The following is a 23775-nucleotide window of genomic DNA, read 5'->3' on the forward strand; positions in this document are numbered from 1 at the left end:
GTGGTGGTAGTGCGGGTCGCCAGTTCATTGCATGCGATAGGATACCCGCGCAGATCGTCTTGTCAAGCTAACGAACCTGCACGTATGGTTCAGTTTGACTTGCCGGGGGAGAAGGAACGGCTGATCCACGCTGCCTTCGGTGCGCTGATCAGCGCGGATCAGCGAAACTACAGTCAGCGTAAATCAGCGGTTCCTTTTCTATTTATTTGGAGTAGATCGCGATGCCCCAGAAGTTGATGGCTGGGGGAAACGCGTTCCAGTTGTCGAAGGAATGAGAGTCGTCCGACTTGTAACGCAATTTGTAATTCCCGGCCGGCAGCGTCACGCTGACGTCGATCAGCCGGTTCTTCGGCGCGCCGCCCGCGGGCTTTGTCTCGGATTGTTTCATCTCCCAGACTCGCTTGCCGGTCTTCTCATCTTCGATCCACCCGTAGTCGAACATCTCGCCGCCCTGTCCTTCGCCGATGGCAAAGACGCGAACGCTCTGCTCTTGCAACAGAGTGAACTCGGCGGTTTGATCCGCGTCGTCCTGAACGCGGACGATCTCGGCGAGTGGTTTCCTGGGCGCGAGATCACCAGGCAGACCCTTCGCGAACAAGGCGCTGTACGCTTTGAACAAGCGCGATGACTCGCCCGGTCGTCCGACGCTTGCGTTGAAGCGCGACTGGTTCACCAGTTCCTTCTTCACAAGATCAGCGTACGGCTTATCCTCGGCTGCCTTCAGTCGCTGCTTCAATTCCTCAACGGAAGCTTGCCAGTTGATCTCCGGCAACGGGCCTCCGAATATCTCCGGAAAGATGAACGTCTTCAAGAATGCCAGCCCCACCGGCGAGCTGGTGACATCGCCGGCGCCAAGGTCAGTCGATCGGCTCAGGTTGTCGGTGTTGGCCATCGCTATGAAGGTGATGTTACGATCCGGGACCTTCAAGATGAGCGACGAGTTGCACGTCCAAAACCCGTAGTGCCAGATCAGCCGCGTTCCCTTGTAGTTCTGCGTGAACCAACCGAGACCGTATGGAAGCGTCTCACCTTTTGTGGAAACCATCGGAGTGAAGGCGAGCTGCTGCGTCTCTTTGGTGAGGAATCGGTTTTGATCGATAGCGATGTCGTACTTGGCCATGTCAAGCACGGACGACATCAATCCGGCGGACACGCTGAACCGATTCGGGTACTGACCCTTTACGATGTTGAACCTGTCATCGAGTTGGTACGGCTGAGCCAGCGTCTTGGAAACCAGGTCGAAACGCTGCCGTTGCTTCTCGGTGATCAGCGAGTCGGTCAGTGGCGACTGGTGTCCGTGAACAACTTTCCAGGTTCCTTCCGGCTTGTTCCAGACCAAAGAAACCCGCGCGGGCCCGTCGTTGCGAACCCGGCCGTTCGGCAGAGTCACTGACTGAGTGAAAATGCATGTCGTTAGAGCCGTGTTGTCGTAGATGGCCGCCTCAAGGTCGTCGACCTGAATGTTCACCCTAACGCCTACGCGAAAATCCTCGCGAAGCCCGGAGACATCGACGAACGGCGCCAGCGATCCGCCGTCACGCCGAAAAGCGTTCTGCTGTACCGCGAGATATCGCTCAATTTGATCGACGTTGCGCGAGTTGATTGCGCCGACCAGGTTCATCACGGCAGCCTTCACGTCCTCTTCTGATTTCTGGCCCGCCTGGCTTGGCGATTTGGTATGAGCGACGGGCCAGACGTTGGGCGCGGTCTCTTTCAGATCAAGCGGATCGAGGATATTTGCGATAAGGAGTTCGGCGAACGATTTGCCGGTCGCTTTCTGAATGACCTTATCGAGTTCCGCGAAGCGATTCCCGTTGTAGCTGTAGTTTTCGCCGGGATTGCCTTCGGAAGTGTGCGAGAACAAGTGTTTCACTCGGATGACGCCTTCGCTTTCGACCAGGATGCCGTACTTTGAAACTGGATCGTCGAGCTTGATCTTTCCCTCTTGAACGAGCTGCATCAGTATGGTCGAAGCAAGAGTCTTAGTCAGCGACGCCAGATGATAAGAGGTGTGCTCGGTCGCTGGAATCTTGTTCTCGACATCGGCGTACCCAAATCCCTTCGCCCATACCACCTTCTGATCTTTCACGATCGCGCAGGACATCGCTGGAATCTTGAGTTGTTGTCGAAGGCCGTCGAGACGTTGTTCGAGATGCGCGAGCAGCTCGCCTTCAGAGCTAGCGACGGGGCGACTCATCGCTTTCTGACTTTCGTGTGCGGCTGGCATTCCGTGACCTAACAGCGCGACGCTCAGAACCGCAGTCATTAGGGAGCAAATTCTGATTCTCATTATGATCCTCTTCCAAGATGTTCCTGTTCCAGAACGACAAAGCTTCCATCGTTGCCGCAGGGTTCTATTGCGTATCACCCAGCACGCCTCATCTCGTTCATACATCATCTCATTCATACCTCAGCGCGATCATCGGGTCTACTTTGGTCGCCCTGCGTGCAGGCACCAAACAGGCTCCCAGGGCCACTCCTGCCAGCAGCACGGCGATCGCCGCATACGTGATCGGATCTGTTGCGCTCACTCCGTACAGCAGGGTCGCAATCAAGCGGGTCAAGAAATATGCGCCCACAAGCCCGGCGCCTAACCCGATACCAGTGAGCATCATCCCTTGCCTCACAACCATCTTCAGCACATCTTGCTGCCTCGCGCCCAATGCCATCCGAATGCCGATCTCGTGCGAGCGTTGAGTCACCGAGTAGCTCATGACTCCGTAAAGACCGACCGCCGTCAAAATCAACGCCAACGCTGCAAAAATCGCCAGCAACGTCGTGTTGAAGCGCGGCTGCGCCACCGACGCCGCGACGTATTCCTCCAGCGTCTTGATGTTGTACACCGGCAGATCTCTGTCGAGAGTTCTGACCTCGCTCTGGACTGCCGCGATGAGACTTCGCGGATCGCCATCGGTCTTGGCGACGATAGTCATCGAGTCGAACGGCAATTGAGCGTGCGGTGCGTAGTACTCAGGGTCCGGCGGCACGCCCAGGCTCAGGTGTTTTACGCTGCCGACTACGCCTACGATCTCACGCCATACCGGCTTGGTTTCATCGGTCGAGATTCCCGGCTTGATGTGCTTGCCGATGGGGTCTTCGCCGGGAAAGAACTTCTGAGCGAAGGCCTCGTTGACGATGATCACCGGCGTTGATTTCTTGTCATCGCGCTCGGTGAAGTCGCGGCCTGCAAGAAGTGGGATTCCCATCGTGCGAAAGTAATTGAGCCCTGTAGCGCGATATTCGCTGGCCGGCAGATCCCCTCTTGCCATAGGCCGGCCTTCGGTTTCAAAGCTCAGCCGGAGCCGATCGCTGCCCAACGGAAGCGGCAGGACTGCGCTGGCCGATCGAACGCCCGGGAGCGACTCAATCCGCGACAGAACCTGGCGATAGAAATCAATCTGCCGCTGAGACGAGTATTTCACTTCAGGCAGCCCGAGGCTCAGAGTCAAAACGTTGTGCGGATCGAAGCCCGGGTTTACCTGCTGCAAGCGCTGAAGGCTTTGAATCAGCAAGCCCGCTCCCACCAGCAGCACTACTGCAATCGCGACTTCGGCGACCACCAGCGCGCCGCGCATGCGATTTCTCCTCGCGCCGTCGGTTGAGCCCCGCCCACCCTCCTTGAGCGATTCCGTCAGGTCGGTCTTCGATGAATGCAGCGCGGGAAAAAGGCCAAAGACTAAGCCGGTCAAGAGTGAGACGAGCAGGGTGAAGCCGAGGACGCGGCCGTCCAGTCCTATCTGCGCCGCGCGAGGCACGTCGTCTCCGCTCAGCGCTACCAAAAGCTGTGTGCTCCAGAGCGCCACGAGCAAACCCAGCGCACCGCCGGCCAGTGACAGCAGAACACTTTCGGTGAGAAGTTGCCGCACCACGCGCGCGCGGGTCGCGCCGAGCGCGGCGCGAATCGCCATCTCCTTGTGCCGTATCGTCGCGCGGGCCAGCAGCAGGTTGGCGACGTTTGCGCAGGCGATCAAAAGAACGCACCCGACGGCGCCGAGCAAGATCAGAAGCGCGGGACGAATATCGCCGACCAAGGTCTCCAGCGCCGGTATGACGGTTATGCCTCGATGAGAATTGCTGTCCGGGTACTGCTGCTCGAGGCGGGCGGCTATAACGTCCATCTCGGACTGCGCTTGAGCGCGAGAGACATTCGGCTTGAGCCGCGCGATCACTTCCATGTAGTGCGCGCCGCGTTGTGAAGTCATTGGTTCTTCGCCGTCCGAATCAACCGCGACGGTGGCCCACAATTCGACGGATTCGTTCTGGATCGGAAACTGAAATCCTTCAGGCATGACGCCGATGACGGTGTAGTTCTTGCCGCCGAGCAAGAGCGCTTTGCCGACAATGTCCTGATTGGAACTGAAATGAGTCTTCCAGAGTCGATAGCTCAGAATCACCACCCGTCCGCTGTCGCCGGGCTTGTCCTCTTCAGGGAGAAACGATCGGCCAAGACTCGGCGTGACCCCGAGAAGCGGAAACAGGTCGGCGTTCACGACCGCGCCCTCGAGCCGCGCCGGCTCATCGACGCCCGTCAGGATGAAGTCGCTTTGATGATAAGAGGACATCCTTTCGAAGACCTGGTTCTGATCTCTCCAATCGGCGAAGTTCGGATAAGAAACCGCGCCCTGATAGATTCCGCGTTGCGGGTATGATTCAAACACGTTCACAAGCCGTTCGGGTTCCGCAAAAGGAAGCGGCCGCAGTAAGACTGCATTGACCACGCTGAAGATTGCTGTGTTGGCGCCAATGCCAAGCGCGAGAGCAATCACTGCGATCGCGGTGAAACCGGGATGCTTGATCAGCATTCGGAATCCGTATCTTAGATCTTGAAGAAGAGTTTCCATGAAGCCTCCGCGGCCGGTTTCTGGTTTGTAGTTTCCGGTTTCTGGTTTCTGGCTTATAGTCCGAATCCGTGCGAATCCGTCCAACCCGCGTTATCGGTGGTCTAGAGAGCTACGATAGTGAAACCAGGACTTCTGAGCAGCATACGAAACCCATAGCGGGCATCCTTGAGAAGAGTCTCCATCTTCAGCCTCCGGGGTTGTTGTGCCGCCTCTGATGCTACTGGTTGAAAAGTTTAAACTACGTGGCGAAGGGTTAGTTCCCCGTTTCTGGGCAAGAACAGAGACTATCGCCGTGATGCTTTGGCTTCAACATGGTGCCACTGGTTTCCGAACGGCACAAACCAAAATTGGGTGTGTCTTCGTAACTCAATTTTTCAGTGCAATCGAGGCAGAACTGTAGTAGAATGCCGCCCGTCGAGGAGAGACAAATCACCTATGACCTTGTCACCCTTAGAAGGCGAAAACCACATCGGTAGCGCGAGTACGCAGACGGCTGCCAAAAGCAATCTTATTCTCACTCCTTTTCCCTCCTATCAGCGGTCAGGTGAACTAGAAAGACAAATCAGCCACGCCGGATTCTATCAAGGAATCGTGCAGACTCTCATCAGGAGCTTCAAGAGAAACCTGACTAGTGCGGACCTCGCTGCCAAACTTGCTTCGATCGCCGATCACGCCCATACCAGTCGTCAGTTCGATCTCGTCGGCTGTGTGGGAAAACTCCTATTAGAACTGCCTTTCTCACGGCGGTGGGAGAGCGTGGCGCATTACTACGAGGCACTGAGTCTCAACCGCGGCTCCCGTGGGGACACTGCCAGCGCTGGCACCATGTTTGAACAAGTCGCAGACAAGGCCTCCTTGCAATACAGAGCGAGGGCTATGCTTGCGCTCGGAGCTAATTCGCTCGCTGCCAGCGACAACCGGACCGCGACGTTTTTCTACCGAGAGGCAATGCGAATCGGAGCGCGCGATGACGCCTTCGCCCCAGCGACCCTCTGCTTCGCGAGCTGGATGACCGCCGTCGTCAAAGCTATGGAAGGCGATCACCGGGGTGCGTTAGCGGATCTCGAGAGCATGTTCCCACTCGTCAGGTTGGCCAGCTCAGTACAGCCTTACGCTTACTACGAGTACTTGAACACTCTGGCGGTAGAACTGACAGAGGCAGGGAGGCTCGAAGAAGCCAGGAACGCATCGCGAATCGTGCTTGCGTCGCCATTTGCCAGTGCGTATCCTGAGTGGCGCGAGACGCGCGATGAGATACAACTCAAGGGATTGCGCTCGTCTCGATCCGTCGTAGCTTTTGGCCACAAGATACCCGAACCTAGTAACCTTGTGCGCCTGCCTTTGCCCAAGCCAAGCGATAGCTTCGCGATCCAGGCATCTCCGGCAAGCCAACCGGCGCGCGTGCTCAGCTTGCTAGAGTGGAAGACCAAAGTGCCCAAACACTCAAACGGTGATCCTCAGGATAGGACGGCGCCCGGACCAACAACAGACGATGAGAAACGCGCCAGGCTTATGGCACTGGCGGAGCTCACCACAAGGGAAAAGCTGCTGCAGATCATGAAAATGGTCGGCGATGAACGCGTAGGTGATGACCAGTTGCTCAAGGTGCTGATCATCCTGGAGGGTGTGGAGCTGAAAGAGCATCAAGGAAGCTAAGTCCGTCTTGTCTGATGCCGCGACTTCCGCATCAAGCCACCAGTCGACTTCTAACCACGATCCGCGCGACCAAAACAGCGTTTGCATCTGAGTCCAGCATGCGACTGGCAGTAATGACCTTTTTCCTCAAGCTCGCGGTCGGGAAGGAGGGCTTGCCCCCGCGCGCTGATGAAGGACCACATCATTGTGAATCTCCAGCCTAAGAAAAACAGCGGGGGCCAAGCCCTCCTTCCCGGCCGCGAGCTTGAGCAGTTTGCTGATCACATCGACCCAACCTGTATGAGATAGCGGTGGGTTCTTAGCTTTGCCAGACCGAGCATGACCACAATGCTTACCTTCCGGCCGCCGCCGCAAGAACAGAGAGCACTTCGAGCGATCGAGACCGCCGGCGCTTCCTCGTTCTGACTCGCCTTGGCATGGATCCACGCTGCATAACGCTACTCCACTCAGTCAGAGCAGTACGATTCTGACAGCGCTCGCGTCCAGGCCGGTTCGCCCCTCCGTACGGCCTGTTGGTCACAATCTTGTTCCGCTCCGGAGGCTAAAGATACAGACTGGGGCGCTGCACAAAATGTTAGTAGTCTCAAGACGCCGGCGGGGCTGCACTCGCCCTTCGCAAACGAACAATCCAAGGGGAGTTTGATCTGCACGGGTTCGCGGGCTTAGCGGCCGGGCGAGGCGCGCGCGTCCTTTCGATTAGAACGAGCTCAGGCGGAGGGCCAAATGCCGGTCGCTCGTGCTATGTTTTGCACATCAGAAGAGGAACGAAGTAATCGAGAAGAAATGACAGCACGCGGACTTGTACAACGTCGTTGGTTTCGCGCGGTTCTGGTCGTGGCCGCGTGGACGGTGTTCGCCGCGTTTCTAACAAGCCAGATGTATCTGGCCTACAGCCGCCGCGAGATGCCGATTCGATGGCAGCGGATCTTCCTGGTTGAGTTGATCTACGCCTATATTTGGGCGGGGCTGACACCGTTCATCCTTTGGCTCGCCCGGCGCTTTCCCATCGAACGATGGAACTGGGTTCGCAGTCTGATGGTCCATCTGGGCGTGTCCCTGTTTATCGGCTTTGCGACCAGGGTCCTGCACGATCTGATGCTGTTTTCTTTGCTCGCCGATTCCGGAGGGAGCTTCTCGGTCAGCAGGCTGCTGATGAGCGTCTACTTCATGACCGACTACGGCGTGATGATCTACTGGCTGATCTTGCTTATCAGCTACGCATTCGACTATCAGCGGCGCTATCGAGAGGGCGAGGTCCGCGCCACGCGGTTGGAGGCTCAGCTTGCGCAGGCCCAGCTTCAGGCGCTCAAGATGCAGCTTCATCCTCATTTTCTGTTCAACACGCTTCATTCGATTTCGGCTCTTGTTCACAAGGACCCGGATGCCGCCGACAAGATGATCGCGCGTCTCGGAGACTTCCTGCGGCTGACGCTCGACAACTCGGGAGCGCAGGAAGTTTCGCTTCAGCAGGAACTCGAGTTTCTGAAGTGCTACCTCGAAATCGAGCGTATCCGCTTCGCCGATCGGCTCACGGTTCAGATGGACATTGAGCCGCAGACCCTGGATGCGCGACTGCCAAACTTGATCTTGCAGCCGATAGTCGAGAACGCAATACGCCATGGCATTTCTCCGCGCACCGGTCCCGGTCGCATCGAAATCGAAGCCAGACGTTTGAATGGCAATCTTCAAGTTCAGGTGACAGACAATGGGCCCGGCATCCCGTCAGCTTCAAACACGGGCGCCATTATAAAAGAAGGCGTTGGCCTCGCAAATACGCAGGCCCGGCTTAAGCAGCTTTACGGCAACGACCATCGACTAGACCTCTCCAATGCCGCCGGCGGCGGCCTCACCGTTATCCTGGAAATTCCCTTCCGAGAAGACATCCAAACGCAAAACTGAACCCGCGGCGACGTTCAGGCGTTAGAAGCGGTACAGGAGAAGTCGATGTCAAGCTCGTCGTGTATCCGTACATTGATCGTCGATGATGAATCGCTTGCGCGCGAGCGGCTGCGCGATATCCTCTCCTCAGATGCGCAGATCGAGATCATCGCCGAGTGCGGCAACGGGCAAGAGGCGATAGATGCCATTCAATTGCATTCACCCGATCTGGTCTTCCTGGATGTGGAGATGCCGGGCAGCGACGGCTTCGGAGTGCTCGAAGCGCTACCGCCAGATCGGATACCCACTATCATCTTTGTGACCGCATATGATCAGTACGCCGTTCGGGCGTTTGAGGTCTATGCGCTGGATTATTTATTGAAGCCGTTCGACCAGGAGCGCTTCGACAAGGCGCTCGCTCGCGCAAAGGCCCAGATAGCGAGCGAGAAAAGCGAGGCGGTGAGTCAGCGGATCCTCAACGCTCTGGAAGAGATCAAGACCAGGCCAGTCCATCTGGAACGGCTGGTGATCAAAATGAACGGCCACGTGTTTTTCATAAAGGCGGAGGAGATCGACTGGCTCGAGGCAGAAGGAAACTACGTCCGTCTCCACGCCGGCAAGGAATCGTATCTGCTGAGAGACACGATAAGCGCGCTCGAGTCGCAACTCGATCCCAAGAGATTCATACGCGTTCACCGATCGGCCATCGTCAACATCGATCGCATCACCGAACTTCAGCCCTGGTTCCACGGGGAATATCGCATCATCCTTCGCGAAGGCGTTCAGTTGACTCTATCGCGAACCTATCGCGAAAAACTGCACGAGTTGCTGGGGAGACCGCTCTAGACAAACAGACTCATCACGCTTTTCAGTCGGCCCATCACAAAGTCCAGCAGCTTCATCCCAAAACCGTTCAGCTAAGAAAGTATTCCGCCTAGACTCCACCTGTGACGCGACCCGCGTTGGAGCGGGAACGCGCGTGTCATAAGTCCGCGCGCGGTTGATGCGGCAATCTTGTTCAGCGCGGCAAGTCCTGACCGGTTGGAGTTGGTCATGAAAAGGATTGTGCCGCTTCTTGGGTTGGCGCTTGCGCTAACGGCCGCAGTCGCGCCAGCGCACAGCTTTAACATAACCGCCAGTTTCTCTCGCGCGCTTTCAATTGTTGCCGGGATGTCCGGAGCTCACCCGATCCCGGTTGTTGAACACGCGATTTCGACTTTCGACAGGGGAGTGGTCGAAGCTTTCGGCAAAGCGTGGGGCCGCTCGGGCAACGGGACGTCAGGGAGAGAGGGCGTCGTGTTGGTTCTGCGGAAGGTTGGCGGCGGATACGATGGCAGAGATATGGGCGCTACCAACGAGCAAAAGCAGTTCACTTTTCGCTGGCACCCGTCAACGATTGCGATCGTCCACACTCATCCAAATGCATCCGATCCGAAGCCACACGACTTAGACCTCGCGGTTGCCGACAAGTACGGAGTTCCCATCTTTACGATTACCAGCCGGGGTATGTACGCGTATGACCCTAATACTAGGAAGATCAGCAAAGTGTTGGACAATCTGGAATGGCTCGACGCCTCGAAGTTCAGCGTCGTTCGCAAGACTATTATCTCGCAAGACGACTATTGACGTTTCAGTTCGGCGCTGAGCATCAAGGCCAAAAAGAAAGACGCGGTGAGAGATGGACTCTCACCGCGTCGCAAGATAATACTCGGCTCGCCTAACCTAAAACTGAAGCCGAGCCGCAAACTGGAATGAGCGAGGACCGCCCGTACCGAACGTTCCACCCGCGCGGGTAGTCGCGGTGCCGAAGTTGGCACCGTTGAGGACGCCGCTGTAGCCAGCGAGGTTCGAGATGTTGAGTATGTTGAATCCCTCGCCGATCAACTGCAACTTCACCCTCTCGCCGATCCCGATATTCCGCGTCAGCCGCACGTCCTGCGAGATGAACGTGTCGCCGTTATCGATCTTGGCCGGCAGCGTGATTAACGGAGCGATCTGGCCGGGGCGCCCGGTGGGCTTGCCGGCAATAGTCGCGTTGTATTGATTCACCAACAAGCGCAACTCGTCCGCGCCGTACCGCGTGCCAAAGCCGTAGAGCGTCCCGCCCGGCAGGATTAGGGAGTTAATCCCGTCGCCGTCGAGATCCGTGTTGCTGATCACGTTGGAGAGCGGCGGCGAGCTGACTATCGGCATGATCAGACCGAACTGCCAGCCATTCAAAGCCCCACGCGTGAATTTGTTGTCGCCTTTGTAAGCCGGCAGATCGACGAACCCGCTGAAGGTGAGGCGGTGGCGTCGATCGGAAGCTTGATAGTCCTCGCCCACTTTGAAATCGTCAATGCTGAACGGGCCGTTGGAGCTTGCTCCCGGGACATTGTTGTAGCCGGTGAACTTCGACAGCGCGTAGGAGGCGACGAAGAGATAGTGTGAACTGAACCGCTTGTCCACCTTGACGTGCAGCCCCGTGTAGCGGAAGTTGGCTGCGCTGTGCGAGACGGCAATCGGCCCGGACGAGCAGATCGCCTTCGGGTCCGCGGCCTGGGCGCCAACACAGAGGGGGATGACCGGCGTCCGCACGCCGTTGATGAACCGGTCGAAGCGGTTCTCATCGACGATCAGCGTGTTGTGCAATCCGCCGAAATGGAGCGAGCGCCGCATCACGAAGTCAGCCGATACAACCAAATTCGACGCCAGCTCACGTTGAACGCCGACGCTGACGTTATAAGCGAGGGGACTCACCGTATCGGGGTCGAAGATACCGCCGAAGTCCTTATTGCCGGTCGTCTTGATTAGTTCGACGCCGCGAACCGAGAGGTCTTTCCCGTTGCCCAACCCCGCCAGCGTCGCGGCACGCAACCCCGGGAGGATCGCATTGAGGCCGTTTACGGTGAGGACAGTGTTGGTTAGAATCCTTCCAAGGAGCGTCTTTTGATCGAAGGGGTTGGCTGGGTTATTGAACACGCTGAAATCAAGCCCGTAGAACGAGGAGGGAAGGATCAAGCGTCCGTTGCCCGCCGGCCCCGTGTAGGCCCGTTCGTTCAGCCGCGTCCAGAAGAGGTTCGCGTCGTGATAGACGCCCGCGCCGCCGCGAATCACCGTCTTGCCATCGCCCTTCACGTCCCACGCAAAGCCTACACTTGGATCCCAATTGTTCTTGTCACGGTGCGGCGCTTTCAGATTGCCGCCCAGCAACGCTGACAGAATCGGCGGACGGTCGAGGTCGTGATTGAGAATGTTGGTCTCGACCGAGTAAGCGATCCCGTAATTCAGCGTGAAGCGCGAGGAGACACGCCATTGATCGGCGAAGAACCCGCGGATGCGGTTGTTGTGCGACGCAGTCTTCAGGTTGAAAGGCTGCGGCTGGCCCGCTTCGCCGATGCCGGTGAAGAATTGGTAGAGGGGGAGTTGCTGAATCTCAAACAAGGTCGGCACGGTATCATTCAGCGGCCCCGTGCCAGTCGCGTTTAGCCTTATGCTGGCCGGCAAGTTGTTGTACAACCCCGCCACCGCCGCTTTAACCGCGGCGGGCGTCGTCGGGCTCGCTACGACGCCCGCGACTATTGCCAACAGGTGAAGCGGGTCGTAAGGCACGTTCAGCGACGGCTCCAAAAACGCCCACTTTCCGACGCCGTAGAAATGCTCCCACTCGCCGCCGAAGCGCAGCCGGTGCGAGCCCTTCTGCCAATTCAACGTGTCGGTCATCTGATAGGTGCGCAACACGCGGTTTTGAGGCACGTTGACGTTGTTGCCGATGATGAATTGAGGCGCCAGGGTGGTGAAGGTCTGCGGCCCCCCCAGACCGATGCAGGCCACCGGGTCGGGGCAATCCTGGCTGTCGGGAATTCTCAGCCGTCCGCTGTAGAAGCTGTAGGAGTAGCGGAAGTCGTTGACCACATTCCCTGTGAACACCGAGGTCACGCCGCCGAGCGCCTGGGTCGAGACGTTGCGGGTCGGAACCCAGTACGAAGGCATGGTGCCGCCGTCGCCGTTGAAGTTGTGATTGTTGTCCGTGCTGAATCGCACAAAGGCGTTGTGCTTATCATTCACCTTGAAATCGATTTTGAGGTTAGTCTGTTTGAAGGTGAGCGGCTGCGGGAACGCGCCATCAAACTTCGACCAGATCGGGTGGTTGTTGCTCACCAGCAGTACGCTGTCCTGGTTGTTATACTCCCCGTTGAAGAAGAAGAATGCCCGGTCCTTCTTGATCGGGCCGCCGAGGCTGCCGCCCATCTGCCGCCGCGCGAAGAACGGATCCTTAGTGCGCGCATCACGTTTCAGCAGCGGGTAGGCCCCGAGGTTGTGATCCCGATAGTACATGAAGGCCGATCCGTGAAAGGCGTTTGAGCCGCTGCGCGAAACGACGTTGACCGAACCGACGCTGGTTGTGCTCGTAGAAAGATCGAATTGGAAGGTCGAGATCTGGAACTCCTGCACCGACTCCTGCGAGAAGTTCTGCGAGGTCCCTCCGGTGACTCGGTCATTGATCGTCGCGCCGTCAACCGAGATGCGCGTCAGGGCTTGCGAAGCGCCGGCGATGGAGACGCGGAAGAAGTTGTTCGGCGAAGACCCCGGATTATCGACCGACGTGACGCCCACGCCCGGTTCGAGCAAGGCAAGTTGTAGGAAGTTGCGCCCGTTTAGCGGCAGGTTTTCAACCTGCATGCGGTTAACCACGCCGTCAATCTTATAGTTCAGTTTGTCGATGATCGGGGCTTCGGCCACCACATCAACGACCTCGGCTTTAGTGCCGGCGCGCAACGTGGCGTTCACCGTGCTGAGACTGCCGACCTGAACGACCACTGAGATGTTATTAGTGGCGAAGCCCTCAGCTTCTATCTTTACTTCATAGTCACCGGCCGGAAGGTTCTCAACTGCGTAGATACCATCGCCGCCGGTGTTGGTTGTTCTGGCAGCGCCCGTGGCCTTATTGGTGACCGTGACGTTGCCGTTTGTAATCACGGCGCCCTGTTGGTCCTTGACCAAGCCGCTGATCGAACCCGTTGGGTTTTGCGCCATGACAGGGACGGTTGTACGTGCTACTAGCGTCAACAACGCGACACTCAGCAGCAAGAGTTTGAACTTAATGTGCATATGTCTCCTTTCAATTCCTGTGAGCGGGTAAGAGTCTCGTTTTCAATCAAACTCCGTTCAATGAGCGGAGCGAGCTAAGCCTCACTATTGACCTGTCGACTCGTGGCACGGGAGAAATGCACACCAGCCGGTCAGCATCAGTCGTGCGCATAAGGCCAGATATGATTAAACTCAAGTGGCGATCCCACAACGCGGCCGTCAACCTGTAACAAGACTTATGAAATTTAATGCTTAGGAAGCCTCCAAGACGGCATATGATTGATTTTTCGCGCAAGAATGTCAAGCTGAATTGTGCTACACCGCCCCCCCGCCCCCGGGCAGCAATTGGCCACGCGGCGACCGATTAAGGCCGTAGCCGCGGCTTCGCCCTCCGCGGGCGAATGTTGACTGCCGAAGCGGTCGGCCTATACAATCCGCCAATCATTCATCCTGATCGCGACGAATCACAAGGAGGACTAATCCTGTGGACGAGCTCTACAGCAAGGAAAACTTGCACTACCGCGACCTTGCGCGCACGATCGCCGAGCAGCATGTTAAGCCCGTCGCCGCCGAGCTCGACCGTTCTGGCGAGTATCCCTGGAGCGTAATCAAGGCTCTTCAAGAACAGGGATTGATGGGCGTATGGATACCAAAGGACTACGGCGGAGCGGGCGCGGGCCTACTCAACCTCTGCATCGTAGTCGAGGAGATATCTCGCAAGTGCGGGGGCATCGGTTGCACTTACGTCGTCAACGCACTCGGCTCGCTGCCGATCGTCCTCGCTGGAACCGAAGAGCAAAAGAAGAAGTACCTGCCCGACATAGCTTCGGGCAAGAAGCTAATCGCCTTCTGTCTCTCGGAAAAAGACGCGGGCTCTGACGCTGGAAGTCTGAAGACTCACGCTGAACGCGACGGCGACGACTATGTGATCAACGGCGACAAGAAGTGGACCACCAACGGAGCGGCAGCAAGCATCTACAGTGTCTTTGCTACCGTGAATCCCGAGCGCGGCACTCGTGGTGTGACCGCTTTCATAGTCGAGCGCGACACGCCGGGGTTTGAGCTGGGCAAGCGCGAAGATTTGATGGGAATACGCTGCGTGCCGGTGAACGAGACGCGCTTTCGAAACTGCCGCGTGCCCGCTTCTGAACTGCTGGGCGGCGCCGAAGGCCGCGGCTTCAAACACGCGATGATGACCCTTGACGTCGCGCGGCCATTCGTCGCTGCGCAAGGATTGGGCATCGCACAAGGCGCGCTCGATCTGGCGCTCGAGTATACGAAGAATCGGCAACAGTTCGGACAGTCGATCGCTTCATTCCAGGGGATTCAGTTCATGCTCGCCGACATGGCCACACAGGTAGAAGCGGCGCGCCATCTGGTATACACCGCAGCGCGAGCGGTTGACGCCGGCGTAAAGGACGTTTCGAAGATATCGGCGATGTGCAAGGTGTTCGCAACAGATACCGCGATGAAAGTGGCGACGGATGCGGTGCAGTTGTTCGGCGGGTACGGCTACTGCAGAGACTACCCGATCGAAAAGTACATGCGCGATGCGAAGATCACTCAGATCTATGAAGGTACGAATCAGATTCAGCGAATGGTTATCGGCCGCGCGCTGATCCGCGAAGGCGCGTCAAGCTAGTCGAAGTCAGTGAAAGATCACACTCCTGGCGATCGATACCTAGCGAAGGATCACATACGCGGCTGCGTGCCTTTGTGTTTATTCTGTTTGATCGATGGCGATAACGATCTTCCCGTTGGCGACGGCCTCGCCGTGACCGGTCGGCGGAGATCGCCTCAGTAAACCCGCTTCAAAAATCATCCGTCCCAGCGTCGCGAGTATCGCGCCCAACGCCGTCAACTCGAACACGATTATTCCGAAAGCCCACATTGACACGATCGGCATTCCGCCCGTCACAAGACCAACGCGCCTCGATGTCCAGACGGTCAGCAGGATCGCGAAGGCCGCTCCGAGCAAGCCGCCCGCAATCGCAAATCCCCCGATGCGCGTCTTCGGTCCATCGGTAGTCTCAAGATGCAAAGGCTCCGATGACATAACGGTGATCGACGAACTCGGCACGCCCTCACGCTGAAGCTCGCGAAGCGCGGCGACCGCTTCAGCACGAGTGTCAAACACTTCGACCCTGGTTTCAGCCATCTTGTTCACGCTTTCTCGAATCCAACTTCAGGCGAACTAACAATTGTCGCTTCACCGTGCTCGCCCAGCGGCAACCCCTCTTTGTATTCCCACACCGCGATGATAGGAAACAGCCTTGCGAAAATCGAGTACAGCAAGACGAAGTAGCCAAACGTACCCGCCGTCAATGTCAGCTCGACCCAGGTCGGGCTGTACGTCCCCCAGTTGAAAGTCAACTTCGGCTGCGCCAGCGTAGGTACGATGATCAAGAATCGCTCGAACCACATTCCAACCACGATCAGCGCGGACGCGATCACCGTTCCCTTGATCGTCCTGAATCGCTTGATCGCAAGCAGCGGCGCCGGAATCACGAAGCAGCAAATGACCGTTCCCCAGAAGAGCGGCGAATACACGCCGCTCACCTTCGAGTGAAACACCGTCATCTCTTCGGGCAAGTTTCCGTACCACGTCGTCAGGTACTCGCCGAAGGTGAAGTAGAACCAGATCAGGCTCATGGTCAACAGCAACAGCCCAAGATTATTGAAGTGAACCGGGCGAAGATAGGCTTCGAGATGAAACACTCGCCTGATCACCGCCATCGCGATAATCAGCGCGGCGATGCCTGAGAAGATCGCACCCGCGACGAAGTAAGGCCCGAACATCGTCGAGTGCCACATCGGGCGAATCGTCATCGCGAAATCCCAAGAGACGATCGTGTGTACAGAAACGGCTACCGGAATGATCACGACTGCCATCACTCGCACAGCACGTTCGAGCCGGTCCCACTGAAGCTCCGTTCCTCGCCATCCGAGACTTAACGCCCCGTAGAAGCGCCGCCACAGCCCGCGCGATTTGTCTCTCAACAAGGCGAGATCAGGAATCAGCGGCAGATACAAGTAGATGATCGAGCCAAGCAGGTAGGTGTTGATGGCGAAGAAGTCCCAAGCGAGCGGCGAGCGGAAATTCGGCCACAGACCTCGCTCGTTAGGATAGGGCACCAGCCAGTAGAAGAACTGCGGGCGGCCGAGATGGATGATCGGAAACAACGCGCCGATCATCAGAGCGAATACCGTGATTGCTTCTGCGCATCGAGTGACCGGTCTTCGCCACTCAGCCCCGGTGACTCGCAGGATCGCCGAGATCAATGTTCCCGCGTGCGAGATGCCGATCCAGAAAACGAAGTTGGTAATATCGAGCGCCCAGAAGACCGGCCGGTTGATACCCCAAACCCCCAAGCCGCGCGAGAACTGATAGCCCAGCGCAACGACCGCGGCAAGCACGAGTAGCCCGCTTATGGCTACTGTCGCATACCACCCTCGGCTGGGCTTGTTAACCGGCCCGAGCAGATCGTAGTTGATCTTCGCGTATGTTGGTCTATTGGCCAATTTCCCGCTTATTGGTTTGTCTTTCCGGATGCAGGCCTGGTCACCGTAAGGGATGGCCGATAGCGCATCAGGTAATTAGTGATGCGCTCACAGGGCTGCAAATCAACCGCAATGTTTGCAGCCTCTGCCTCGCGGCGAAGCGCAGCGCGGCCCGCCACGTCCCACGCTACCGGCCAGGTCGCTTCCTGTTTTTCATTGTCAGCAATCGGGCGAACAAGCAGCCAGTAGCGATCCGGGGCGATATTTGCGAAAGCGAATGCGCCGTCGCTCTCGGTGTCAGTTTCAGCGAATCGCTCGGCATTGCCGGCGTTCTCACGCTCGAAAGGCACAAGGTGGGCGCGGAGCCGTGCGGGCAATTTCGCTTTTTCATCCGAAGCGGCGACTCGCCCACGAATGCTGGCCGCGCCTTCCGCAACGTTGATGATTACTCCCTTGACGTGCTCTCCCGATTTGAGCGCGATGTCATTTCGCGCCGCATTACCGGGCTGTCTGCCGGTCTTAGGCATTGTCACGGCGCGCGCATAGAGGTCTTCGTTGATTAGCTTCATTTTCAGGCGATACTGCCCCGGAGGGAGGCCTGTGACAATGAAGTCGCCCTTTTCGTCGGGCGCGCCCGATGTAATAGAATCGAAAAATAAGGCGAGGAGATCTTTGGGCGTGGCTTTGTCATTGCGTAAGGCGTTGACGACGGTTTCTTCAACCGACGCTTCGCGCGCGGGTTTGCACTCCGGTTTGCGCTTAGCTTTCGGCGAGACTTCCATGACGATATGCCCGGCAATCGAGCCAAACCAAAGAAGCGTGAGTTCAAGTCCGGTCGCATCGGCCCCCCTAACCGTGATCGACCGTGGTTGCGAGGCCGCGTATGGGTCGTTGAAACTTTTTTGAGCTATCAAATAATAGTCTCCATCCGGCACGCCATGAAAAGCGAAAGAGCTATTCGCTTCGTAACCTTTCCAACTGCTGTCCTGAATCACGCCGCTCTTAGCGTTTATGAGCTTCAAATAATATCCGCCGGGCGATTTGTCATCCGCAGCGCCGTAACACTTGCCGCTGATGGTATGCCCCGGCTCGCTTCGATAGCTTATGTTTATCCCGCTCACTTCTTGGCCGAGACTTACTCTTACTTCTTGCGCATCGTCGCGCCCGGATGAAGGGTAATAAATGGGAATCTCGTTGCTGAGGTCTTGATCCTGGTATACGACGATATGATTTACCTTCAGCAGGTAAGAGCCCGATGCGAGACCGTAGATTCTGTAGATGCCGCGATCATCTGTTTCACCTTGCTTAACGTTATCCCATTCGTGGGTGAACCGCACCGCACGGCTTTGTGAGTCGCGCACGCGAATGGCAACTACTTTCGCTTTTACCATCGGCGCGCCAAACGAATCTGTAACTGCGCCTGTTATGGCTCCGCCTTTGCGTAGTCTGAGTGTGACAAAGTCGCCTGTGACGTGATAGCCGCTCGATCCGCCTTTGTTATCTTGGACGTAACCTACTGCGTAGCACCATACAACAGAGGCCTTTGCCGGCAAGCCGTTCACTTGAAAGCCGCCCTCGTCATCGGTGGCAACCTCCAAGTCTTCTTCACTCCGTCCATTGACCGGCCTGACATAAACGACGACGTTAGGAAATGGCTGACCGGATTCATCCGTAACGCGCCCGCTTATCGAATCTGCGCGTTTTTGAGCCTGTTGATTTGAAGCGTCTTTTCTTCGAGCAGGCAAGACCTGCGACTGCCCCGTTTCTATGAAGGCCGCGAGCATCAATAGCAACGAGCACAATGCGGACAGGGCGCGGCAAGCCTCAACGCTGGGAGAAGGCATGTTCGCGCTACGGCGAGCGAGCTTCAAAATCATTGTCGCTTCTCCTGCGGCTTCTTGCTCAAATCAAGCACGAGCGTTATTTCAACCTCCGCCCCTTCAGTTAAGGAAACGATCTTTGTGACAGTCATTGATGGCTTTATTGAGCCATCGTCCTTTCGCGGGGTGAGGAAGACATCGAGGCTTATTTCATACTCGCCTGGTGGCAGACTATCAATCACAAAGCGCCCGCGCGCATCTATGCCCCCGAACCCTCTCGTCGGGCCGCCTGATGCATTCGGCCCCAGTCCCCTGTTGTTGAACCAGGAGCCATCTTGTTTCGGCTTATTGGTAGGAGTGGCCGACACGTTGAGGCTAGCGCCTTTAGGCAGCGTGCCGCCCTCGATTTTGATTTGCCCGCGCACAACGCCTTTGTAGCAAGCGACTACCACGCGCAAGCCTGAAACGCTCTCGCCGGGTCCGACTTCAATCTCGCCGCGTCGGACTTCAATCCCTTCCACTGTCTGCTCAACTTTGTTGAGCGGAACTCCGTCGCGCTCTATTCTGATAACCTGGAAGTCCTCGCTCCAATTGTCTGGATGAATACTTAAACGACGACTGCCCGGCGTAACTCCTGTGAGGTGAAATGATCCGTCTTTGTTTAAGGGCTCGCCAACCCACCTCGAGCCATCAGTGATGCTGAGGCGCGATAACTTGGCGACGGCCGCCGCATCGGTTGCGCCTTCGAGGACTACAACACCGCTGATGCTCCCGGAGCGATAAACTTTTATTTCCAGTCCGGCAACATCCGCGTTTGAAATCTCAAACGCTAATCCCTCGCCGTACCACAGAGAACCCCCTTCGTCGCTTATTTGGATCTTGTATTTTCCAGGATGAAGACCGTCCATACGAAACTCGCCTTTGGAATCACTTGCCTTGACATCACGAAACAATTCCTCGAAATCTCCGCTCTTGTTATCTTCAAGATTAGGTTTCTGCTCGCAAAAGACATTCTCTTGAGGAATCGGGCTTCCGGTTTGCGCATCAACTAAGCGCCCGGTTGCTGCATAGGTCTTCGTCTTCGTCTTAACTTTAGGGCGGCGGTTGACCTTTATATCAATGCTTGTCACCTCACCGCCCGCCGCGACTTCAACCATTTCTGCCTTCGATTTATCGGTGACACCGGGATAGTAAGTCCTCGGAAACCTAACTTGATTACTACTCATAGGACTGTTAGCTACGCCCACTCTGTAGCGGCCCGGCGGCAATCCATAAGCGCGATACACTCCGCGATCATCTGTGCTGGCTTTTGAAAACGAAAACTCCTCATAGCTGCCGTCTTTGAAAGGAACGATCTCTACATCCCCATCAATGACCGGTCGCCCGTTAGCTTCAATGGCGCGGCCCATGATGACCCCGCCCGGCATGATCTTCAGGTCAATGCCTTCGATGTTTTCCCCTTCATCTAGTGTGAGCCACTTGCCTAACGAATCCCGGTCGTCTTCTCCGTCTTTCGTTGTAAAGGACGGCGCGTCAAGAGTGATCCTGCAACTGCCTGCCCGAATGCCTTTCAAGTGGTAGTGGCCGCTTGCGTCAGTGAAATCAATCGCCACAAGCCCCGAATCAGATGCTCCATTTTGCAGCGCCATAACCTTGACGCCGCGCGCAGGCTTGCCCTTGAGGGTGACTGTGCCCGTGACGGAGCACGTTGCTTTTTGATCTTGCGCGCCAGATTGAGCATGCGGGCCGATTGCTGCGACAAGAATCGTTGCGATGAAGATGGTGATGCGATTGCGCGCGCGCATTACGTTTCTCCTTATGGTTGGCATCAGGCGTTGAAGAGACGCTCAGTTCGATCTTGCGCAGTCCAGACTCCGCGAATAAATCGGACTGAGCCGCTATGGAGGCGATTATACGAGCCTTGCGCTGGCTACGCAATCAATCACTCCTTTTGAACTGGCCGTAAACAAATTCGCTTTCCCGAACCGGTGCACGCTGCTCAATCGCCTTTGTTCAAATAGATCACACGCGGCTTCGTGCCGAGTTCTTCAAGCAATCGGATCGCGCGGTTGCTCTTTGCAAGCCGCGATACTTCACTCTCCGGATCTGCGATGTTGCCGAAGTACATTGCCTTCGTCTGGCAAGTCTGAACACACGCCGGCGTTACGTCACCATCGCGCACTTCGCGGCCTTCGTCTTTCGCTTTGTCTTCGCCCTTGCGAATGCGCTGGATGCAGAACGTACACTTCTCCATCACGCCTCGCGTGCGCACTGACACTTCCGGGTTCAGAGCTTTTTCGAGCGGCGCGTCCCATTTCGGATCGAAGAAGTTGAAGAAGCGCACCGTGTACGGGCAGTTGTTCGCGCAGTAGCGAGTACCCACACACCGGTTGTAAACTTGCGCGTTCAAGCCTTCGTCGGTGTGATAAGTCGCATAGACCGGGCACACCGGTTCACAAGGCGCTTCCTCGCAATGCTGGCAGAGCACCGGCATGAACTTGACCTTTACGTCGGGGTATTCGCCTTCGAAGTAGCGTTCGATGCGAATCCAGTTGATCGAGCGTCCCTTCGCGGCTTCTTCGGGTCCGACGGTGGGGATGTTATTCTCGACGCGGCAAGCGACGACGCACGCTTCGCATCCGGTGCAGCGGTCGAGGTCGATCACCATCGCCCACTGAGGTTTGTTTGATTTGGTTGCTTCGGTCATCTGGTTTCGGGTTCAGGGTTCAGGGTTCAAGCTTTAGCTTGCCGGCCGCACACGCAACCTGAAGGTTGAACTCTGAGCCTATCGCTTCCTTTCCATCTGCTCCTGCAGGTCTGTTCCGAATCGGATCAGACTCGCTTTGCCGCCTACCTTGGTAACCTTCGCGCTAGTCGACTGGCCGGGCACTCCAAACGGATTCAATACAAAGACATTCGGGCCTCGGCCGTTTGCATATCTACCGAACGCAGTGTGTCCCTGACCGTACGGCATCGCGATCACTTCCGGTCTGATTGCGGGATATAGCACAGCCGGCGCACGCACCGATCCGTGCTGGGTCGTGACCTCGACGAGGTCGCCATCGCTCACGCCGAGCGACGCGGCGGTCTTCGGGTTTATCTCAACCCAACTTCCCCACACCACCGATGTTAGCGGGTCGGGCAGTTCTTGAAGCGCCGGTAGATTCGCTGTGTCCCCTGAGCCAAGCGCCGCGTGCTCATAGCACAGCAACGTTAGCGGATACGAATCATTAGTTGTTTCTATCTGCCCAAGGAGAGTTGAAAAGCCAAGTGGCTGAACCTGCGAAACGGAGCCTTTGCCCGGCGCATCCCCAACCCAAACCCCGGCTTCCAAAAAACTCTTCAGTGGCTCATCTTCGGCATCACCACCGCGGTCAGGTGTCTTCAACCGTTGGGCGGCATACTTCACCATAGACTCCGCCGACTGGAACGCTTCTGAGTCTGCTTCTTTGAACCCGAGGTGGCGGCAAACAGCGAGCAACACATCCGCGGTTTGCATAGTGTTGTGTTGAGGCACCAGAACGGGCTGGACAAGCGAGACAGCGGCCTTCGATCCAGCCATCAACGTTGAATGTAGGTCCCATCCTTCAAGATCCGTGTGATCCGGCATTATGAGATCAGCTAACTGAGTCGTCTCATCCATGAATGACGAGAAACTAGCGATGAACGGCAATCCCTCAATCCACTCTATCGACCTGGGCGCAACGTGCAGAGGATTGACCCTATGGGCGAGTAGCGCAGTTACACCCACTGGCTTGCTGGAATTGTTTAACATTATTGACAGGTCGTTTATTCCCCAAGGCCACCATCCTACGCCGGGGATGTCAACGTTCGGCAGGCCACCTAACGCATCGAATCGGCCACTCTCGGGTAGCAACACCCCTCCAGGCTTGTTGATGTTTCCAGCTAACTTGTTTAGAAAGTGGATTGCCAGTTCGTTAGTATCAGCGAGTTCTCTTGATGAGCCTGCACCTGGTCCAATCGCGAGCGGGTGTTCGGATTCCGCAAACTCGCGAGCGACGCGGACGATGGTTTCGGCCGCGATGCCAGTTAGAGTAGCGGTCTGTTCTGGTCCGTATGCGTCGAGCGGTTCAAACAGCGCCTTTGGAGCGGTAGCGTCCTTGACTAGCCCTTCACGGACAATCACCTGCGCGATGGCTAGGGCGATCAGACCTTCACTTCCAACAGTCGCTGGGAGCCACTGATCAGCGTTCGCTCCCGTCATCGACATGCGCGGCTCCACCTGCACAAACTTGCCGCGCGCTTTGCCGCGGGATCGGCGAAACTCGCCAAACGCTAGCGAGTACATGACGGGCGAATGCCAGGTCTCAAGGAACCTTGCTCCGAATGATAATAAGTACGTTGCGTTAGCTATGTCGAAAATCGGCGTGGCTTCGCGCCCATAGCTCTGATCATAGCCGCGAGCCAATTCACGGCTCGACGACTCATGGGTGGCCCAAAACTTTGCATTGAGCGCGGCGCTCAGAAAGTCTACGGCAATACCGATGACCCCACGGGAGCTAAGGGTAGCGAAGACAATACCGTTGGCATTTGCACGCAGCTTATCCGCAAGCGTGTTAATCGCTTCGTCCCAACTGATCTCTTCCCACTTGCCTTCGCCGCGTTCGCCAACGCGTTTCATCGGGCCCTTGATCCGGTCGGGGTTGTACAACACCTCCAAGCCAGCCTGGCCTCGAGCGCACAACGCTCCGCGATTGACGGGATGAAGCGGGTTGCCTTCGATCTTGTTAGCCTTGTGTTCGCGAGTTCGAACGACTATGCCGCAACCCGCCGGGCACATGCCGCAGGTGCTCGCCGTCGAGTAGTCTATGCCCGGCACGTACTCGTCGTCGGGAATCAATGCCGGAATGAGCTTCTCTTCAGGATGTCCGCACGCGGATAACAGCGAAGCGCTGGTAGCTCCGATGCCGCTCAGGATTATGAACTCTCGACGTTTCATTATTCTCTGTTCAGGGTTCAGGGTTCGTGGTTCCGGGTTGAACCCTGAA

Annotated in this window: 14 protein-coding genes; 5 read left to right on the plus strand and 9 right to left on the minus strand. The window is 56.9% G+C overall.

Going from position 1 to position 23775, the window contains the following annotated elements; all coding sequences use genetic code 11:
• Nucleotides 1–202: 202 nt before the first annotated feature.
• Together AABO57_12845 and AABO57_12850 are read right to left on the minus strand one after the other, a co-directional pair.
• The gene (locus tag AABO57_12845) at nucleotides 203–2290 is read right to left on the minus strand and encodes a serine hydrolase (protein MEK6286620.1); all 2088 of its coding nucleotides are present in this window, start codon (nucleotides 2288–2290) and stop codon (nucleotides 203–205) included.
• 109 nt (nucleotides 2291–2399) lie between these two features.
• Nucleotides 2400–4841 (minus strand): ABC transporter permease, encoded by a 2442-nt coding sequence (locus AABO57_12850; GenBank protein ID MEK6286621.1) that lies wholly within the window; start codon nucleotides 4839–4841, stop codon nucleotides 2400–2402.
• Nucleotides 4842–5717: 876 nt separating this feature from the next.
• On the opposite strand from AABO57_12850, the gene AABO57_12855 reads away from it, so the two are divergent.
• The 4 genes from AABO57_12855 (at nucleotide 5718) to AABO57_12870 (ending at nucleotide 10001) form a co-directional block, all read left to right on the plus strand.
• Nucleotides 5718–6497 carry a hypothetical protein gene (locus tag AABO57_12855; GenBank protein MEK6286622.1) on the plus strand — a complete coding sequence of 260 codons (780 nt, stop codon included), beginning with the start codon at nucleotides 5718–5720 and terminating at the stop codon, nucleotides 6495–6497.
• Nucleotides 6498–7280: 783 nt separating this feature from the next.
• The gene (locus tag AABO57_12860; GenBank protein ID MEK6286623.1) at nucleotides 7281–8396 is read left to right on the plus strand and encodes a histidine kinase; all 1116 of its coding nucleotides are present in this window, start codon (nucleotides 7281–7283) and stop codon (nucleotides 8394–8396) included.
• Between the two features lie 45 nt (nucleotides 8397–8441).
• Nucleotides 8442–9221 carry a LytTR family DNA-binding domain-containing protein gene (locus AABO57_12865; GenBank protein MEK6286624.1) on the plus strand — a complete coding sequence of 260 codons (780 nt, stop codon included), beginning with the start codon at nucleotides 8442–8444 and terminating at the stop codon, nucleotides 9219–9221.
• A gap of 207 nt (nucleotides 9222–9428) precedes the next feature.
• A complete protein-coding gene (locus AABO57_12870; GenBank protein ID MEK6286625.1) occupies nucleotides 9429–10001 on the plus strand; it encodes a hypothetical protein in 573 nt (190 codons plus the stop codon).
• 96 nt (nucleotides 10002–10097) lie between these two features.
• Here the strand turns inward: AABO57_12870 and AABO57_12875 are convergent, their stop codons facing one another.
• Nucleotides 10098–13466 (minus strand): carboxypeptidase-like regulatory domain-containing protein, encoded by a 3369-nt coding sequence (locus AABO57_12875; protein MEK6286626.1) that lies wholly within the window; start codon nucleotides 13464–13466, stop codon nucleotides 10098–10100.
• 463 nt (nucleotides 13467–13929) lie between these two features.
• Here AABO57_12875 and AABO57_12880 point away from each other — a divergent pair, with 463 nt between their 5' ends.
• Nucleotides 13930–15087: an acyl-CoA dehydrogenase family protein gene (locus tag AABO57_12880; GenBank protein MEK6286627.1), complete on the plus strand. Its 1158-nt coding sequence runs from the start codon at nucleotides 13930–13932 to the stop codon at nucleotides 15085–15087.
• Between the two features lie 78 nt (nucleotides 15088–15165).
• Here AABO57_12880 and AABO57_12885 read toward each other — a convergent pair whose 3' ends face one another.
• From AABO57_12885 to AABO57_12910, 6 genes are all read right to left on the minus strand, one after another.
• On the minus strand, nucleotides 15166–15603 hold the full coding sequence (locus AABO57_12885) for a quinol:electron acceptor oxidoreductase subunit ActD (protein ID MEK6286628.1): 438 nt from the start codon (nucleotides 15601–15603) through the stop codon (nucleotides 15166–15168).
• A 5-nt stretch (nucleotides 15604–15608) separates the two neighbouring features.
• A complete protein-coding gene (nrfD, locus tag AABO57_12890; protein ID MEK6286629.1) occupies nucleotides 15609–16967 on the minus strand; it encodes an NrfD/PsrC family molybdoenzyme membrane anchor subunit in 1359 nt (452 codons plus the stop codon).
• Nucleotides 16968–16975: 8 nt separating this feature from the next.
• Nucleotides 16976–18823, minus strand: coding sequence for a carboxypeptidase-like regulatory domain-containing protein (locus AABO57_12895; GenBank protein ID MEK6286630.1), 1848 nt, complete (start codon nucleotides 18821–18823; stop codon nucleotides 16976–16978).
• Nucleotides 18820–20571 (minus strand): carboxypeptidase regulatory-like domain-containing protein, encoded by a 1752-nt coding sequence (locus AABO57_12900; GenBank protein ID MEK6286631.1) that lies wholly within the window; start codon nucleotides 20569–20571, stop codon nucleotides 18820–18822. Before AABO57_12900 ends, AABO57_12895 begins: the two co-directional genes overlap by 4 nt.
• Before the next feature lie 194 nt (nucleotides 20572–20765).
• Entirely contained in the window at nucleotides 20766–21473 is a 708-nt protein-coding gene (locus AABO57_12905; GenBank protein ID MEK6286632.1) for a 4Fe-4S dicluster domain-containing protein, read from the minus strand.
• Nucleotides 21474–21551: 78 nt separating this feature from the next.
• Complete coding sequence (locus AABO57_12910) at nucleotides 21552–23726, minus strand: molybdopterin-dependent oxidoreductase (GenBank protein MEK6286633.1); 2175 nt, start codon at nucleotides 23724–23726, stop codon at nucleotides 21552–21554.
• Nucleotides 23727–23775: the final 49 nt, after the last annotated feature.

This window comes from Acidobacteriota bacterium, assembly GCA_038040445.1.
GTDB lineage: Bacteria > Acidobacteriota > Blastocatellia > UBA7656 > UBA7656 > Onstottus_A > Onstottus_A frigus.

Excerpts from the sequence above, each read along its gene's own strand:
- AABO57_12845 (MEK6286620.1), bottom strand. The coding sequence starts at position 2,290 with ATGAGAATCAGAATTTGCTCCCTAATGACTGCGGTTCTGAGCGTCGCG.
- AABO57_12850 (MEK6286621.1), bottom strand. The coding sequence starts at position 4,841 with ATGGAAACTCTTCTTCAAGATCTAAGATACGGATTCCGAATGCTGATC.
- AABO57_12855 (MEK6286622.1), top strand. The coding sequence starts at position 5,718 with ATGCTTGCGCTCGGAGCTAATTCGCTCGCTGCCAGCGACAACCGGACC.
- AABO57_12860 (MEK6286623.1), top strand. The coding sequence starts at position 7,281 with ATGACAGCACGCGGACTTGTACAACGTCGTTGGTTTCGCGCGGTTCTG.
- AABO57_12865 (MEK6286624.1), top strand. The coding sequence starts at position 8,442 with ATGTCAAGCTCGTCGTGTATCCGTACATTGATCGTCGATGATGAATCG.
- AABO57_12870 (MEK6286625.1), top strand. The coding sequence starts at position 9,429 with ATGAAAAGGATTGTGCCGCTTCTTGGGTTGGCGCTTGCGCTAACGGCC.
- AABO57_12875 (MEK6286626.1), bottom strand. The coding sequence starts at position 13,466 with ATGCACATTAAGTTCAAACTCTTGCTGCTGAGTGTCGCGTTGTTGACG.
- AABO57_12885 (MEK6286628.1), bottom strand. The coding sequence starts at position 15,603 with ATGGCTGAAACCAGGGTCGAAGTGTTTGACACTCGTGCTGAAGCGGTC.
- AABO57_12895 (MEK6286630.1), bottom strand. The coding sequence starts at position 18,823 with ATGATTTTGAAGCTCGCTCGCCGTAGCGCGAACATGCCTTCTCCCAGC.
- AABO57_12900 (MEK6286631.1), bottom strand. The coding sequence starts at position 20,571 with ATGCGCGCGCGCAATCGCATCACCATCTTCATCGCAACGATTCTTGTC.
- AABO57_12905 (MEK6286632.1), bottom strand. The coding sequence starts at position 21,473 with ATGACCGAAGCAACCAAATCAAACAAACCTCAGTGGGCGATGGTGATC.
- AABO57_12910 (MEK6286633.1), bottom strand. The coding sequence starts at position 23,726 with ATGAAACGTCGAGAGTTCATAATCCTGAGCGGCATCGGAGCTACCAGC.